Annotated in this window: 13 protein-coding genes; 8 read left to right on the top strand and 5 right to left on the bottom strand. The window is 43.8% G+C overall.

Features of this window, described 5'->3' with window-relative positions:
• Window positions 1-117 precede the first annotated feature (117 nt).
• Window positions 118-1602, top strand: coding sequence for a hypothetical protein (locus tag L4D20_RS18245; protein WP_428803016.1), 1485 nt, complete (start codon window positions 118-120; stop codon window positions 1600-1602).
• A 121-nt stretch (window positions 1603-1723) separates the two neighbouring features.
• Here L4D20_RS18245 and L4D20_RS18240 read toward each other — a convergent pair whose 3' ends face one another.
• The 3 genes from L4D20_RS18240 to L4D20_RS18230 all read right to left on the bottom strand — a co-directional run bounded on the left by L4D20_RS18240 (window position 1724) and on the right by L4D20_RS18230 (window position 4229).
• On the bottom strand, window positions 1724-2611 hold the full coding sequence (locus tag L4D20_RS18240) for a patatin-like phospholipase family protein (protein ID WP_428803015.1): 888 nt from the start codon (window positions 2609-2611) through the stop codon (window positions 1724-1726).
• A 195-nt stretch (window positions 2612-2806) separates the two neighbouring features.
• Window positions 2807-3241, bottom strand: coding sequence for a DUF3010 family protein (locus L4D20_RS18235; protein WP_428803014.1), 435 nt, complete (start codon window positions 3239-3241; stop codon window positions 2807-2809).
• 97 nt (window positions 3242-3338) lie between these two features.
• Window positions 3339-4229 (bottom strand): LysR family transcriptional regulator, encoded by an 891-nt coding sequence (locus L4D20_RS18230; RefSeq protein ID WP_428803013.1) that lies wholly within the window; start codon window positions 4227-4229, stop codon window positions 3339-3341.
• Between the two features lie 169 nt (window positions 4230-4398).
• Between L4D20_RS18230 and L4D20_RS18225 the strand changes: the two genes are divergently transcribed.
• From L4D20_RS18225 to L4D20_RS18215, 3 genes are all read left to right on the top strand, one after another.
• The gene (locus L4D20_RS18225) at window positions 4399-4935 is read left to right on the top strand and encodes a carboxymuconolactone decarboxylase family protein (RefSeq protein WP_428803012.1); all 537 of its coding nucleotides are present in this window, start codon (window positions 4399-4401) and stop codon (window positions 4933-4935) included.
• A 69-nt stretch (window positions 4936-5004) separates the two neighbouring features.
• Entirely contained in the window at window positions 5005-6654 is a 1650-nt protein-coding gene (locus L4D20_RS18220; protein ID WP_428803011.1) for a 2Fe-2S iron-sulfur cluster-binding protein, read from the top strand.
• A 70-nt stretch (window positions 6655-6724) separates the two neighbouring features.
• Entirely contained in the window at window positions 6725-7186 is a 462-nt protein-coding gene (locus L4D20_RS18215; protein WP_428803010.1) for an HPP family protein, read from the top strand.
• Between the two features lie 18 nt (window positions 7187-7204).
• Here L4D20_RS18215 and L4D20_RS18210 read toward each other — a convergent pair whose 3' ends face one another.
• The gene (locus tag L4D20_RS18210; RefSeq protein ID WP_428803009.1) at window positions 7205-7996 is read right to left on the bottom strand and encodes an MBL fold metallo-hydrolase; all 792 of its coding nucleotides are present in this window, start codon (window positions 7994-7996) and stop codon (window positions 7205-7207) included.
• A gap of 100 nt (window positions 7997-8096) precedes the next feature.
• Between L4D20_RS18210 and L4D20_RS18205 the strand changes: the two genes are divergently transcribed.
• Together L4D20_RS18205 and L4D20_RS18200 are read left to right on the top strand one after the other, a co-directional pair.
• Complete coding sequence (locus tag L4D20_RS18205) at window positions 8097-9086, top strand: GlxA family transcriptional regulator (RefSeq protein WP_428803008.1); 990 nt, start codon at window positions 8097-8099, stop codon at window positions 9084-9086.
• 25 nt (window positions 9087-9111) lie between these two features.
• Window positions 9112-10311, top strand: coding sequence for a multidrug effflux MFS transporter (locus L4D20_RS18200; protein ID WP_428803007.1), 1200 nt, complete (start codon window positions 9112-9114; stop codon window positions 10309-10311).
• A gap of 24 nt (window positions 10312-10335) precedes the next feature.
• On the opposite strand, the gene L4D20_RS18195 is transcribed toward L4D20_RS18200, so the two are convergent.
• A complete protein-coding gene (locus tag L4D20_RS18195) occupies window positions 10336-11217 on the bottom strand; it encodes a LysR family transcriptional regulator (RefSeq protein ID WP_428803006.1) in 882 nt (293 codons plus the stop codon).
• A 152-nt stretch (window positions 11218-11369) separates the two neighbouring features.
• Here L4D20_RS18195 and L4D20_RS18190 point away from each other — a divergent pair, with 152 nt between their 5' ends.
• Together L4D20_RS18190 and L4D20_RS18185 are read left to right on the top strand one after the other, a co-directional pair.
• Window positions 11370-12629: an adenylosuccinate synthase gene (locus tag L4D20_RS18190; protein ID WP_428803005.1), complete on the top strand. Its 1260-nt coding sequence runs from the start codon at window positions 11370-11372 to the stop codon at window positions 12627-12629.
• Between the two features lie 423 nt (window positions 12630-13052).
• Complete coding sequence (locus L4D20_RS18185) at window positions 13053-15071, top strand: bifunctional metallophosphatase/5'-nucleotidase (protein ID WP_428803004.1); 2019 nt, start codon at window positions 13053-13055, stop codon at window positions 15069-15071.
• Window positions 15072-15122: the final 51 nt, after the last annotated feature.

Raw genomic sequence — 15122 nt, 5'->3', positions numbered from 1 at the left:
TTATAACAATTAAATTATTGGAATATGGAACCAGTGTAACGAAAATAAAACCCTAATTTTTAATGAGTTAACTAGGTTCTCCCTAGCGCTTATTGCTTTATACAAAGAGGATTTGTAGTGCATTTTAATAAGGGTTTGATAGCGACATCGCTTTTGGTGATTTTGGCAGGCTGTGGTGGTTCGGATGATGATAGTGATTACGATTGGGATAACACAACATATAAGCCCCTTAAGTCGAATACCAAAGGTGCTGCTGGATTTGCATTCACCACTGAGGGGAGCACATATGGTGAAGTGAATGACTATGGCGGTATAGCATCTAGAACCATGACAAATGGCTCTTGCTCTGCGTTGGTTAAAGTTGTTGAAGTTGAAGTGGAGCACCCAGATTCAGATCCTGATAACACTGAATTTATTACTGAAAAAGTATTGTCGAGTTCTAATGCCAATAATTGCTTCATTTATGAAGTCCACTCGATGAAAGAACATCTTATTCTTGAAGGTGATTTTAGTCAGCTAGCGGATGTTTCAGGAAAAGAAATCGAGCAGTGCTTTCTTATTGCGCTGCCAATTGATGATTCGAATGGTCTTGCAGAGTGCCTAATATATTCTGATAACTTTGATAAGGGATATACTGATCCAAGAATAACTAACCTAAACGTAACTGGTGATGGTAAGGGGCTGCAAATCATGTACCAGCATGAACGTTCTTGGGATTCAGATTTGGACCTGCCTACGTTAGGTTATTGGGACAATAACGCAGCAGTCACTACTATTTATCAGTTTCCTACAGAAGTCTATGGCGCAGATGTAGCAGCAGCATGGTCTTATGATGGTACTGAGTTTTATCTATCACAAAATCGAGATGACTCATGGACACATCCTGCTCACCGTAATGCCAGTAGTGGTGGTATTGGTTTTGATAGAAACTATTATTCACCATTACCGCGTTATTCCATAAATGATCGAGCTGTTGAGGCCGGAGAATATGTAATTACTAACCATAGAAGTTTTGGTGATGAATATGGAAATGTTGTCCTTAATACTAAGGAGGAGAATCCGTTTATAGTGAGCAAATTTTATCTAAATGGTAATTCAGGCACATTAAATGTTCTTGAAGGGAGAGAGTACTATTCATATGTTGATGATGATTACGTACATTTTTCTGGTTCATTTTATGCGGAAGACTCTAATGAATCTACCTATCAATCATATTTTAGAGTTGCAAGATCCCAGCTAGATCAGCACCATATTGAAGTCGAAGAAACCTTTAGTATTTGGAGCTATACAACCTATGAATCTATGATTGGTGATACTTACCATCTTTATCTTTCGAAAGGTAATCTGGAAGACAGAGAGCTCACTTACCTAGATTTAAAGACTGGTGAGCATGTAGATGAAAATATTTTGTCTCGCCCAGAGTTCGATGCTTATGACAATTTTGAGATTCGTAAATATGTGAACGGTTTAAAGATCATCGCTACTAGTTTCTTTGGCGATTCAGCAGAACTGTTTCTGGATCAGCTAACTGGTGAGATAACTGAAAATCCGATAGATCGTCAAGAAATTGGTGGCACTATTCCCTTGTACCCGTCTCTTTAAATAGATTTGTTTAAGGTGTGTGTCATAACCCTATAAACTGAGCCAGTTTTTTGATTTCAATAAACTGGCTTTAATATCTGCTCTTATCGTGATCAATGAGTTTTTACCCCATCTCAATAAACTAAAAACAGAAGTGACAATTTTCTTCATCTAAGCCATGGACACCTTTTTGGCTTGCAAGGTGTGCTTTACCAGCTTCAATTCCCATCTCATAGCCTGAATTCAGCGTTTTCTGGTTCATTGTCAGGCGTCGAATGGCGAACTCTTCTGGGGGCGCGATCACGCGGATTTTTACATCACTCGGCGGATTGCGAATAAATTCTAACGATCGATTGTAGTTGTTTGAACGCTGCAGCATGGCGTTGGCAATACTTGGGTATTTCGATAATAACTTCTTCATCATCCATGGGTATTTTACAGGACTCATTTGGTAGCTCAAAGGGTGTGACAGGATCACTGTTATCTCTTTTGCTCCACGGCGATAAGCCTCTTGAACGGGAATAGAGTCAGATACACCACCATCGGTATAGCAGCGCCCTGAAAAGCAGGGTGTTTCTTTATACGCGACAGGCAGAGCAGTTGTAGCCTCGACGACTTGACCTAAATTACTTGGCTGAACGTGATAATAATCGGCATCGCCTGTGTCGATATTGGTCACTGCTGCGTAGAGCGGAATTGAAGAGAAAAGCTGTTCCCAATCTAGTGGGTAGTCTTTATTTGATTGTTCCCAAAGCCAACGAACATCAACTAGATTTCCACCCTTAGCAAAACGAAGCGGGCTATAAAATCTTTTGTCTGTAGCGAGTTTGGTGATTACATTTAGACTTCGTTTAGGTGAATGGCCAAGGTATCCAATGAGGTTCGTTGCACCAGCGGAAACACCTATAGCAAAATCATAAGGTAAAAATTGACTCTTCATGAAGGAATCAAGTACGCCGCTAGCAAAAATGCCACGCATGGCACCGCCTTCAACAATAAGGGCTTTTAACGGTTTGGAAGAAGTTGTCATAGGGGCGCATAGGGTCGATAGAATTTGTGCACAGGATAGTATTGCGACAGGTGTTTGAATAATGGATTAGGTGTATTACTTTAATAGGCAGAACCTATGTATATCTATACGGCAGACACAAAAAAGCCATACAGCATCTCTAGTTATGAGAGTGGTATGGCTTTTTAAGTTGACTAGCTTACTTATTAGTATTCGTTAAGAATATTTATGAGCCATTAGGCATCCGTAAGCGGTCATGAATGGCGCTTCTTGGTACTGTTTAAGGCCTGTCTCGCTGAACTTAACTGGTAGAGGGTTACGCTTCAGTTTCTCTTTAATTTCAGTTGGCTCGACAACTTCCACATCCAAGTCTTGGATAAGTTGGATTGCCGCTTCAAGTTTAAACCCGTAACCGCCACCTGCAAACTTACCTTTGGTTTGGCGTTTGCGAATAACTACTTTATCGACTTGGTAGTCTTCCATTAGTTTTGCGAAAGAGAACTGGAAATCTCTCATCTGTTGAGTATCGCTGCCGTTGGCAATAGACACTTTAGATACACGTACATCAGGGATATTAAATACACCTTCAGACAGTGAAAGTAGGCAAATAACCGCGTCATTACCTTTGATCTCAACACCACAAATTTTCATTTTATTACCTTTTAACTTTAGACCCCGACATTATAGAGGCTAACGACCACGATTAACCAGTATAACTATGGAAGTTTCACATTTAGATCGCGATGCATCAAAAAGTACGATTCAGTTGCTCTGCCATTAAATCAATAAAACAGCGCACCTTCGCGGACGAATAACGACCTTCTCGGTGGATAATGTGGATTGGCAGAGGAGCAAGCTGATGGTCTTCTAACACAACCGCTAACTCTCCATTGCTAAGTTCATCTGCCACTTGATACGAGACAACGCGAGTGATACCGAGCCCGAGCTTTGCAGCATTAATCGCCGCTTGGTTGGTGGTCACGGTTAATCGAGGTTTTATTCGGTGAAGAGATTTCTGGTTACCCTGTTCAAAATGCCAATCATGAGAGAAATTATTGGAGCCCGAATTAATGATGGTGTGTTCGCTGAGATCGGATGGAAACAGGGGAATGCCTTGTTCAAGCAAGTATTCCGAAGAGGCAACGAGCACTAGCTTTACCTCTCCGACTTTTCGCGCACGCATGCTTGAATCGGCGAGCTCGCCAATGCGAATCCCCACATCAAACCCCTCTTCTAATAGGTTGACTGTTCGGTCGAGAAAGACGGCATTGACGTTGGTTTGAGGGTAGCGCTTTAGATACTCAACCACACCAGGGAGTACATGTTGTTGCCCAAATAGAACGGGCGCTGTAACGCTTAAATGGCCTTTAGGTTCTGCGTTAATACCTACTGCGGCTTCATTGGCGATTTCAACATCCTGAACAATCCGCTTGGCATCGTCTAAATAGCGCAACCCTGCTTCGGTAGCACGCACATAGCGGGTCGTCCGATTGAGTAGTTTCACGCCTAACGACTCTTCTAACGCAGCTATCGCTCTGGTGACTGCAGGCGGTGACATAGATAAACGGCGGCTAGCGGCTGCAAATCCTTCTTCTTCTGCAACGGCGACGTAGACTCGCATTAAGTGCAATTGGTCCATTCATTTCTCTCCATTATTCCACTTACTGAAATAATCAATTGTGAATGGTGATTATTCTTTACGCAAGTGTTTTGCCACATACTGATTTCAACGCTTCAGGAAGGCAACTTGAAGTGAGTTATAAACCAACAAATCACCAATAATCAAAACATAGAGAAAGGACATCATTATGAGCCGCATTAACTTAGTCACTGAAAATGAAGCAAATGAAGAACAAAAAGCACTGTATGAAGCGATTCAATCGCAAATAGGCATGGTGCCGAATTTTTTGAAAATATTTGCCAACTCTCCCACAGCGTTGCGTGCCTTTTTAGGGCTACACTCGATTGCAGGAGAAGGAAGTTTAGATCCATTAACACGTGAACGCATTGCGTTAGGACTTGCTGAGCAAAATGCCTGTGAATACTGCGTCTCAGCTCATACGGCCATCGGGCGAAAGGTTGGTTTGTCCAACAGTGAAATTGAAGCGAACCGCCTTGGAGAAAGCCTTGATAAAAAAGCGGGTGTAGCTGTCAAATTTTCACGCTCATTGGCGCAAAAAAGTGGTGATGTTTCTACAGCTGAGCTTTTAGAGGTACGTAACGCAGGCTTTAGTGATGCAGAGATCGTCGAAATCATTACCCATGTTGGAATGAATGTGATGACCAATATTCTGGGTAAGGCGAGCCGCGTTGAGATAGATTTCCCCAAGGTATCGCTTAATTAGATTTGCGGAAATGAAGTGGCCCGAGCTGACGTTAAGCTCGGGATCTTCCACAAAGAAAAGGATTCAAAGATGGCACATCAATACACCAAGTTAGTGTTTACCGACAACGTAAAGCAGGTTCAGCGTGAGCAAAATAGCCGAGATGGCTACGCAACCATGGAACACGGTGAAGACTATAATTTTTTGCTATCAGAAAATGAGGCGAATTTTATCTCCGAGCGCGACAGTTTTTATATGGCGAGTGTTGGTGAAACGGGTTGGCCTTATGTTCAGCACCGCGGTGGGCCAATTGGTTTCATGCGAGTACTGGATGAACGTCGTCTTGGCTTTGCCGATTTTAGTGGTAACCGACAATACGTGAGTACTGGAAACTTTCGCAGCAACGATCGCGTATCGCTGTTTTTCATGGATTATCGAAATCAGCGTCGATTGAAAATGATGGGGCGTATTGAGCTTGTTGCTGATGATGATTGGGATACGCTTGCGCAGCTTGAAGTGGAAGGTTACCCAGCTTCGGTTGAACGTGGTTTTATCATTCATATCGAAGGGTTCGACTGGAATTGCCCTAAGTTTATAACACCACGCTTTACTGAGAATGAAGTTGAACAGATTCTTTCTCCAATTTTATCTGAGAATGAGCAGTTAAAAGCGCAAGTCGCTAAATTACAGTCCAGACTGAAAAACAGTGATGGTAACGTTCTGTCAGGTGAAGATAAAAGCGGAGAAAAGCTCAGTGACCAATACTTTGATCAGGAGAAGCTGCGTTTAGAGATTACGTCAATACGTCAGCTTACCCCTAGAATTCGCGCCTATGAACTACGTCATCCTGAGAGACTCGATTTACCTAAAGTCAGTGCTGGCTCTCACTTACTAGTCCCAATTGAACTTGATTCAGGGGAGTCCATTGAGCGCTGTTATTCCATTTGCTCTAACCCAGCAAGGCGTGATGTGTACGAGATAGCGATATTACGCGAAGAGGAAGGCAGTGGTGGCTCTAAAGCCATTCATCAAAAGTTTAAGATTGGCCAGCTCATATACTGCTCAAAGCCGAAAAATCTGTTTGAAGTGCATGATGATGACAGACCAACCATACTAATAGCCGCAGGTATTGGCATTACCCCGATTAAAGCGATGGCACAGCAGTTGTCGCGGCAAAAGAAGCCATTTGAAATGCACTACGCTGGGCGAAGTCTCGAAGAGATGGCATTTCAAGAGCGGTTGAAAAGAGAGTTCGGCGACACGTTAACCCTATACAGCGCTGAAGAATCACAACGAATGAACTGTGCTGAAATCCTGCGTAACGCTGATGTAAACAGCATGATTTATGTATGCGGACCAATGAGGTTAATTAATGATCTGGTTGAGACAGCTAAGGCACTGGGTATCGACCCCTCCCGTATTCGCAGTGAAGCTTTCTCGGCTCAGTTAGTCGAAAGTGATGAAGCTGCAAAGAAAGATAAGATCTTCACCGTTGAACTAGTGGAATCGGACCTTTCCATCACTGTAGAGCCAGACAAAACAGTATTGGATGCCATTGAAGAGCAGGGCATAGCGATTCCTAATAGTTGTCATGCAGGGATTTGTCGAAGCTGCATTGTCACTGTTGTTGAAGGTGAAGTGGAACATCGAGATCTTTGCTTAACTGAAGATGAGCAGAAAACGTTAATGTGCCCTTGTGTCTCTCGTGCTAAAGGCAGCCAGCTTAAACTTTCACTCTAATCGTTTTTAATTTGGGTGAGCGTTAATCTCACCCTTACTTTTCTTTAAAATATTTTCAGGACAATAAACCGTGAATAAATTTATTAATGCGATCACCGCAGGGATCGGCGCGTCTGTTGCTATCTTTCTTTTGGCTTGCTTACATGAGTTCTATAGTTATCCATCCGATCACATGCTCTGGTTGATGGCCCCGTTTGGCGCAACGACGGTACTGGTGTTTGGCTTGCCTAATAGCCCGTTAGCACAACCGAAGAATGTCATTTTAGGGCATCTGATCACCAGCTTTATAGGCCTAATATTTGTAAGCTTTATTAGTGTCGATTTTTGGGCGCTGGCATTAGCGACGGGGCTTGGCGTGACAGCCATGCTAGCGACAGATACCACTCACCCTCCTGCAGGCGCAAACCCAATGCTTATTATGATGCTCCAACCAACATGGAGTTTCCTAATCAACCCTGTATTGTTCGGAGCGGTATTAATCGTCTTAGTAGGTTGGTTATATGCCCGAACAGCAAATGTTGTGAAGGAGTAATACCTAATAATAAACCACTTAGAAGGCCAGCATCTCGCCATCTTCTGGGATCAGTACTTTATTACTGATCCCTTTAGCATTGAGTGAGTTACGAAGCGTTTGGCGATCGACAGGACAGTGGTTAAGCGCTTCCATATGGTTGGCAATGACAATGCTAGGGGAAAGCTGAATGAACTCCAGTATTTCCTCTTCAGGCATAAGCAGCGGTTTCCCAACATCCATTTGTGCTTCTCCTGTCGCTACCACGGTGATATCCGGTTGCAGTACAGTTAGCGTGTGTTTTACATCTTCAGTTAAAATGGTGTCACCGCTGATATAGATGGATGGTTCATTCGGCAACTCTAGGTAGAACCCAACCCCATTTGCCATCACATTGTGAATCCAGCCGTGGCCGTGCTGAGCAGGAACTGCTGTTATTTTTCCACCCAAAAAGTCCAAGGTTTGCCAGTCTTCGATACCATGAGAAACCGTGATGCCATATTTTTCAAGATAAGCTTTATCTCGGTTGGGTGTGATGACGGGGATATTCTTCTCTGTCAGTAAGCGCTCACCTGCTTTATCTAAATGGTCAGTATGTTGCAGTGGCTTGAAGCCAAAGGTTTGGCTATGAGTGATGAGCGCGTGAGTCACCTTGCTAAGTAGTTCTTCAGCGTTGTTTGGTAGGTCAACCGTTGGATTTCTCCTACGTTTGAAACGCACCATTGAAAACGGAGGAAGGGATCCTTTTTCACCCAACATCGGGTCGATTAAAATAAAGTGATTGTTCGACTCAATGATAAACGTCGCGCTACGAAGGTGGTGGATTTTCATGGCTCTTCCCTGCTGATAAAATAGTGAGTTATCAGTATGCAATGTTCATAGTTTGTGCAAAACTGTCCTAAAGGACATCTATCGCTCAATTTGGGTCAATATGAAAAACAAGCAAACGTATAAAGTTGCAATGGTGGTGGTAGATGGGATTAGCGCATTCCACCTTTCTGTCCCTTGTTTAGTTTTTCGCGATGCTTTTCAGGACGCATTTCCAGACAGAACGCCTCTTTTCGAGTTGAATCTTTGCAGCCCATCTGGCCAAGATGTGGCGACGAGCTCAGGCTTCAGCATGACAGTTGATCATGATCTCGACCCTCTTAATCGTGCAGATATCATCATTATACCCGGCTGGGCCAATACCCTTCCTGAGCCGCCAAAAGTATTAATTAAAAAGCTATCTGACGCTCATCAACGAGGAGCGACTCTTGTGGGATTATGTTTAGGTGCTTTTGTAATTGCTGAGACAGGGCTGTTGAACGGTCAATCCGCTACGACGCATTGGGGGTATTCCGAACCTTTTAGTGAGCGCTACCCTGAAGTGGAATTTGATAGCCAACCGCTGTTTATTGATCATGACCAGTTGATTACTTCAGCAGGTACTGCAGCCTCACTCGATTGTTGTTTGCATATTGTGCGTAAACTCCATGGCAGTGAGATGGCGAGCCAATTAGCGCGAGTGATGGTGACAGCGCCTTTTCGCTCGGGTGGTCAGCAACAATATATTCCAGCGCCAATCTCTAGTCGCTCTGAACAACCAACCAGCTTTACTCAAGTGATTGAGCAAGTAGAAGAGAGAATTAACGAGCCTCATAATATTGAAGGTTTGGCCGAGCGGTGTGCGATGAGTAGACGTACGTTTACTCGTCAGTTTAAAGCGACGTATGGCTGCACCTTTGGCCAGTGGTTGTTGAATCAAAGATTAAAGCTGAGTCAGCAGTTATTGGAGGGCACTCATAACTCAATTTCACGGGTGGCTGAGTTATCGGGCTTTGGCTCTGAAAGTGTCTATAGAAAGAACTTTAAAGCGGCATTCCAGATTTCTCCATCGCAATGGCGGATCAACTTCAGCGGAATAAGAGAGCAAGAATAATGAGCCCAATAAGTCGTAATATCTCATGAGTAAACCATTTGAGTTTAAAACCATTCTACTGGCTTGCTTGATCATTAGTGTCGGCCAACTTAGCATGGGCCTTGTTTTTCCATCGCTGCCGTGGATCGCCAAAGACTTCGAGATATCTCTCGAAAAAGCGCAGCTTCTGGTCAGTATTTACCTGCTTGGTTTCGGTCCTTCTCAGTTTATCTATGGGCCCATATCTGATGCGTTGGGGAGAAAAAAGGTACTGCTGACAGGGCTGTTTATTGCTCTACTTGGCTTACTGATGATTATCTTTTTTAGCCACTCCTTTACAGGCATGGTCGCAGGTCGATTTCTTCAAGGTTTAGGTACAGGCTGCTGCGCCGTATTAGCCAGAGCATCAACACGCGACCGATTTAATGGTGCTGATTTGCCTATTGCGATGTCTTATATTGCGATGGTGGCGTCGATTACGCCGCTGTTCGCGCCTGTCATTGGTGGTTTTATTAACTTCCACTTTGGCTGGAGTATGGTGTTTATGTCTCTGTTGGGTTACGTATCTTTTGCATGGATTATCTTTGCTCTTCGGTTTAAAGAAACCGTCATGCAGCGCAGTGCAGTTCCATCGCCTGCTAAGATTGTGAAGCAATATCGCGAGCTGCTCACTTCCCGTTACTTTATGAGCTTTGCCAGTATCGGTTGGCTTAACTTCAGCTTGATGATCACGACTGTTTCGGTGATGCCTTTCATTATGCAAAACCAAATAGGGATGACATCGGATCAATACGCTCTTTGGGCATTAATCCCTGCTTTGGGAATGCTATTGGGTACCAGTCTTTGTAACCGAGTACGTCCAATAATTGGCAGTAAGAAAATGCTGTTGTGTACACCAGTACTGCACCTTAGCGCCGCACTGTGGTTGTTCTTTTGCCCATTAGAGCCTGTGTATTTGATGCTCGGTCAGTTTTTGATGATCCTTGGCAACGGCATTGCTCTACCATGCGCACAAGCGTTAGTGATGCAGCCGTATAAAAAGAATGCGGGTGCCGCCGCTGCCATGTCCGGTGGTGGACAAATGATAGTCTCTTCCATCGTTAGTATGGGTTTGGTGTTGCTAGGGTTAGGGCAAGCGTGGCACTTATCTTTGGTGATTGTCTTATTTACGGTCATCACACTGGCCAATATTCTGCGTGGATTTAAAGAGTTAGAGACAACTCAAAACGGGCTAACGCCTAATTAAGCTGTTTTTTGTAACGACTGACAGCTAGTTCTTTTGCAGTTGAGATATTCCCTCGCTCACCCAGTGAAGCAGCTGTTTGGTGGCTTTGGAGAGTATTTGGTTTTGTCTAACAATATAACCCAAGTCGGTAGTAGGGAAGTCGGGCAGTGGCGTTACTTTGGATAAGAGATTTCGTTTAGCTGAAATGGCAAATTCAGGAATGATCGCCACGCCAAACCCTGCTTCAGCCCAATCTATTTGAGCATCAACACTGCCCACTTCCATCACGCGATATTTTGAGAGGTTAAGTTTGGGTAGCGCATCGTCAATCAAGTCTCGAGTACGGGTGTCGTGACCCAGTAGGATAAGTGTGAGTTCTTTGTCTTGTACTTTATGTTGAGCCGTATTTCGTTCAAAGCCATCTCCCAATGCTACCCATTTTACTTGCTGTAGATCGACAAAATGCAGTGGTTGTGACTGTTTTTGAGCGATGACAAATCCAAGGTCGGCTTCGGCACTTTTCACTAACGACGAGGCTTGAGAAGAGGTTGTGTTTAGCAGGGCAATATCGATTCCTGGGTAATCGTTTTTAAACAGTTTGAATGCATCTATTAGCAACATACGAGAGATAATGTCGCTAGCGGCAATGGTGATCGTTCCTGTGTTTAAGTCGTTTAATGCGTTTAGGTCGGCTTGGCATACCTGTAATTCTTGTAAAGTTCGTTGGCAGCTCTCTAGCAGTCGCTCACCCGCTTGGGTTAAGTGAAATGGGCTTCGCTCTATAAGCTTTACGCCAGTCGCTTGTTCAAGCTGTTTAAGATGCAAGCTGACATTAGGCTGGGTCATGTGCAGTGCAACGGCGGCCTTACCGAAGTGTTTGTATTCGGCTAACGTGGAAAATGTTTTTAGCCAGTGAATATCTAACATGCTGTGCCCTTAACGTGAGTTAACCCTACGAATTACCAATCTACGCTTTGGAAAAGTGATATGAAATTCTTATCAAGTTAATTATTATAATTAATTTCTCATATTTAATCGACACAGCTAAGATGTTTTCTTAATCAATTAGGAGAAACGTTATGTCGTCTATTGTTGTTGTGGGTGCCAATTGGGGTGATGAAGGTAAAGGTCGCATTGTTGATTTTCTAGCTGCTGACGCCTCTGCAAGCATTCGTTTTCAAGGCGGAAACAATGCAGGTCATACCGTCGTCAATGATTTCGGTACATTCAAATTACACCAACTACCAAGCGGTATATTTAATCCTAATTGTATTGCTGTTCTCGGCCCTGGCATGGTGATAAGCCCTGCCGCGTTAAGCGAAGAAATTGCTGAAGTAAAAGCGGCGGGTGTGGATGTGAAATTACGTATTTCAGACCGAGCAACTTTGTGTCTTCCTCTCCACGCATTAGAAGACACGCTTGAAGAACAGCGTCTAGGCGATGCGGCATATGGCTCTACACGTCAAGGTATTGCACCTGCCTATGGCGATCGCGTGATGAAAAAAGGCATTCTTGTTGGCTGGTTAAATCAACCTGAAGTGCTAGAGCAGCGTATTCAATTTATGCTTGATTGGAAAATGCCGCAGCTGAAAGCCTTGTACCCAGAGTGTGATTATACCGAAAGTGCAGCAGAACTAACCGCATGGTTATTGGAAGTGACAGCAGCGTGGCGTCCGTTTATCTGTAATGTGACTGAGCCTCTTAAAGCACTTCAAGCAAAAGAAGCAAACTTGTTATTTGAAGCTCAATTAGGCGCGGGCCGCGACTTAGTTTATGGCGAATACCCTTGGACAACATCATCGAATGTAACTGCTGCCTACGCAGGTATCGGTAGTGGCTTACCTGCGCTAAGACCAGAGCGTGTTATCGCTGTTGCTAAATCTTTCAGCTCTTCTGTGGGTACTGGAACGTTAGTGACTGCGATGGAAGAGCAAGACAACTTCCGTGAAAGCTCTAACGAATATGGCGCAGTGACTGGCCGCCCACGTGATATGGGTTATTTTGATGCAGTAGCAACGCGTAATGGTGTGGAACTTCAAGCCGCAACCGAGGTAGCGTTAACCAAAATTGATTGCTTAACCGGCATGAAAGATCTGCGTATCTGTGTAGCCTACGAAGGTGACCACAGCGAAAACCCTATATGGCCACAAACTGCAGCTCTAGCGCCTGTTTATGAAAACATGCAGGGTTGGGATGAAGACATCACAGGCTGCCGTACTTTTGAGAATCTTCCACAAGGCGCGCAAGATTACGTGACTCGTATCGAAGAGCTAATGGGTGTGCCAATTGTGATGGTATCTGTTGGTCCTGAGCGTGATCAGATGATTATTCGTAAGTAATGACTTTCATAAACTTATTTTAATAAAAGAAACCCAGCATGTAAGCTGGGTTTTTTACCCTCTCAATAAAGCTAAATCTGTTCTTATTAAAATAAAATATAGAACAGTCATTCTCTCAATAAATGTTCACGCGTGAATCGTTAAAATTAAATATATGTATATTTTATATATCCATCATTTCTGAGCTCCACCCTTATGTGGTTAATTTCATTGTTATTTTGTTTGTTATATAAAAGTTGACCAGTTAAATGCTTAGCGCGTGATATTGCTTCGGGTTTTTGTGAAATGAAATAAAGCATTCATTTATTTTTATTATCCTAGTCACAATGGAAGTCCATATTTCAAGGAGGAGAAACATTCACTATCATCGCAAATAGATGAAGGAGGATGTAATTATAAATAATTATATATTCTGGATTAATAATGAAAAAGAAGCTTTTAATTACAGCCATCGTATTAGGATTGGCTGGTTGTAAATCGTCCAATGATACCTCTGTATACAGTTCCCCTCGTGAATCTTTTGTAATGTCGATTGCACACGTTAACGACACCCACTCTTCATTCGACGAAGTAAAGTCGAGCTTTTACAGTGATTATCTACTTAATGGTGACCCTGTTTTCACTGCCTTTGGTGGTCATCCACGCTTACTAGAAGCGGCTAATCAATATCGTGAACAGGCTGAGCAAGAAAATCGCAGTATGCTTTTCTTGCATGGCGGTGACGCATGGCAAGGTACGGCTTACTTTAAACTCAATCGTGGAAAGATGAATGCTGATATCTTGAGCCGTATGGGGCTTGACGCCATGGCGATGGGTAACCACGAGTTTGACCTAGATAATCAAACGCTTGCAGAGTTCATCAATACCGTGAATTTCCCTGTATTGGGGGCGAATATGGACACGTCTGAAGACGCTGACCTTCGCGATGTCACAAACCTGCTGCCATACTCGCTATTCGCATTTGATGGTAACCAGAAAGAGCAAGTTACGCTTGAAACGTTACCTCGCGGCAAGCATGTCGTTGCTGTGGTTGGCGTCGTACTTGAAGATATGCCTTCAATATCGCCGAACGTTGGTGATGTGACATTTAGCCCTGAGATCGAAACGACTCAAAAAGTAGTTGATGAGCTGAAAGAAAATGGGATTAACAAAATTATCCTTCTGACTCATCTTGGCTTGCAGCGCGATATTAATATCGCTGAGAACGTAAACGGTGTGGATGTTATTGTCGGTGGCCACTCTCACACCTTAATGGGCGACTTCACTAATCTAGGCTTGGGTGAAGAAACGCCTTACGCTTACATGGTAACTAGCCCTGACGGTACACAAACCTGTGTGGTTCAGTCAGGTGAAAAAGCTCAGGCGATAGGTCATGCAAACGTTATATTTGATCGTTCAGGTAATGTGAGGAATTGTCGTGGCGGCAATACTTTGCTTTCAGCAGACACCTTCTACTCTGATAATCGTCGAGAAGAAGACTCTAAGTTAATAGGGGCTGATGAGGGTGAGGTTGTTAGCTTCATTGATGGCGAGTCCAACATCGAAATCACTGCTGAAGAAGCGACGATGCGTGATCATATTGATGCCAAATACAAGCCAGATCTAGAAGAGGCATACGGTGACGTTGTGACCTACGTGCCTACTGAGTTGGTACATGAGCGTCGTCCGAACGATAGTGGCGTTGATGAGCATGGCTCTCGAGTTGCCCCTATCATTGGTGAGGGTTGGTTATATTGGGCAAATCAAGCTGATGTTCTGACAGCTACAGGCTTTACAGAAGTAGATATTGCTCTTGTAGGGGCCGGTGGCGTGCGTAATTCTTTAGAAGAAGGTGACTTACGTGAAGGTCATATTTCATTAGAGTTATTACCATTCTCTAATTACCTATCCGTACTGGAGCTTGAAGGTAAGTACATTCGTCAATTGATTGAAGAGACTGTCACCACGAGTTTGGATGATTCCGCGCACATGGGTAAATTCCCATATGCTGCAGGCATGAGATATACGTTTGAAGAAAATGTAGCACAAACCTCAGGTACGTTAACGGAACTGCAAGTTCGCCGTATCGATGCTGATGGTGCAGTTACGTGGGAAGACATCAACGACGATCAAACGTATGTGGTAACGACAACCAACTACAATGCGAATGGTAACGATGAGTGGGACGCGCTGTTTGAGGCACAAGAATCGAGTGTTGACCGCTTTGACATCGTATTAGACGGAGATCGCGTAGAAGCTCATTCCGTTTCTCATATGGTTCAAAATGGTAGTAGCCGAACACCGGTCTACACTAATGGTGATGGCCCTGATTGTTCAGATGAGTCTACCCGTCAATGTAATACCGATGCACAAGCGCTTATTGACCATCTTGCAGATCAGGTCAATGTGTTGGAAGAGGTTGAGTATCCACCGGTGACATTAACGTTATTGCCTCGAGGCTAAGCTTTTCTTAATAAGTTCGACGTTTAAAAGTGCTGCCTAGGTGAGCACTTT

Source organism: Vibrio kyushuensis, assembly GCF_050337325.1.
Taxonomy (GTDB): domain Bacteria; phylum Pseudomonadota; class Gammaproteobacteria; order Enterobacterales; family Vibrionaceae; genus Vibrio; species Vibrio kyushuensis.
Note: the sequence above shows the minus strand (reverse complement) of the source record. Positions and strands in the feature narration are given on the sequence as shown.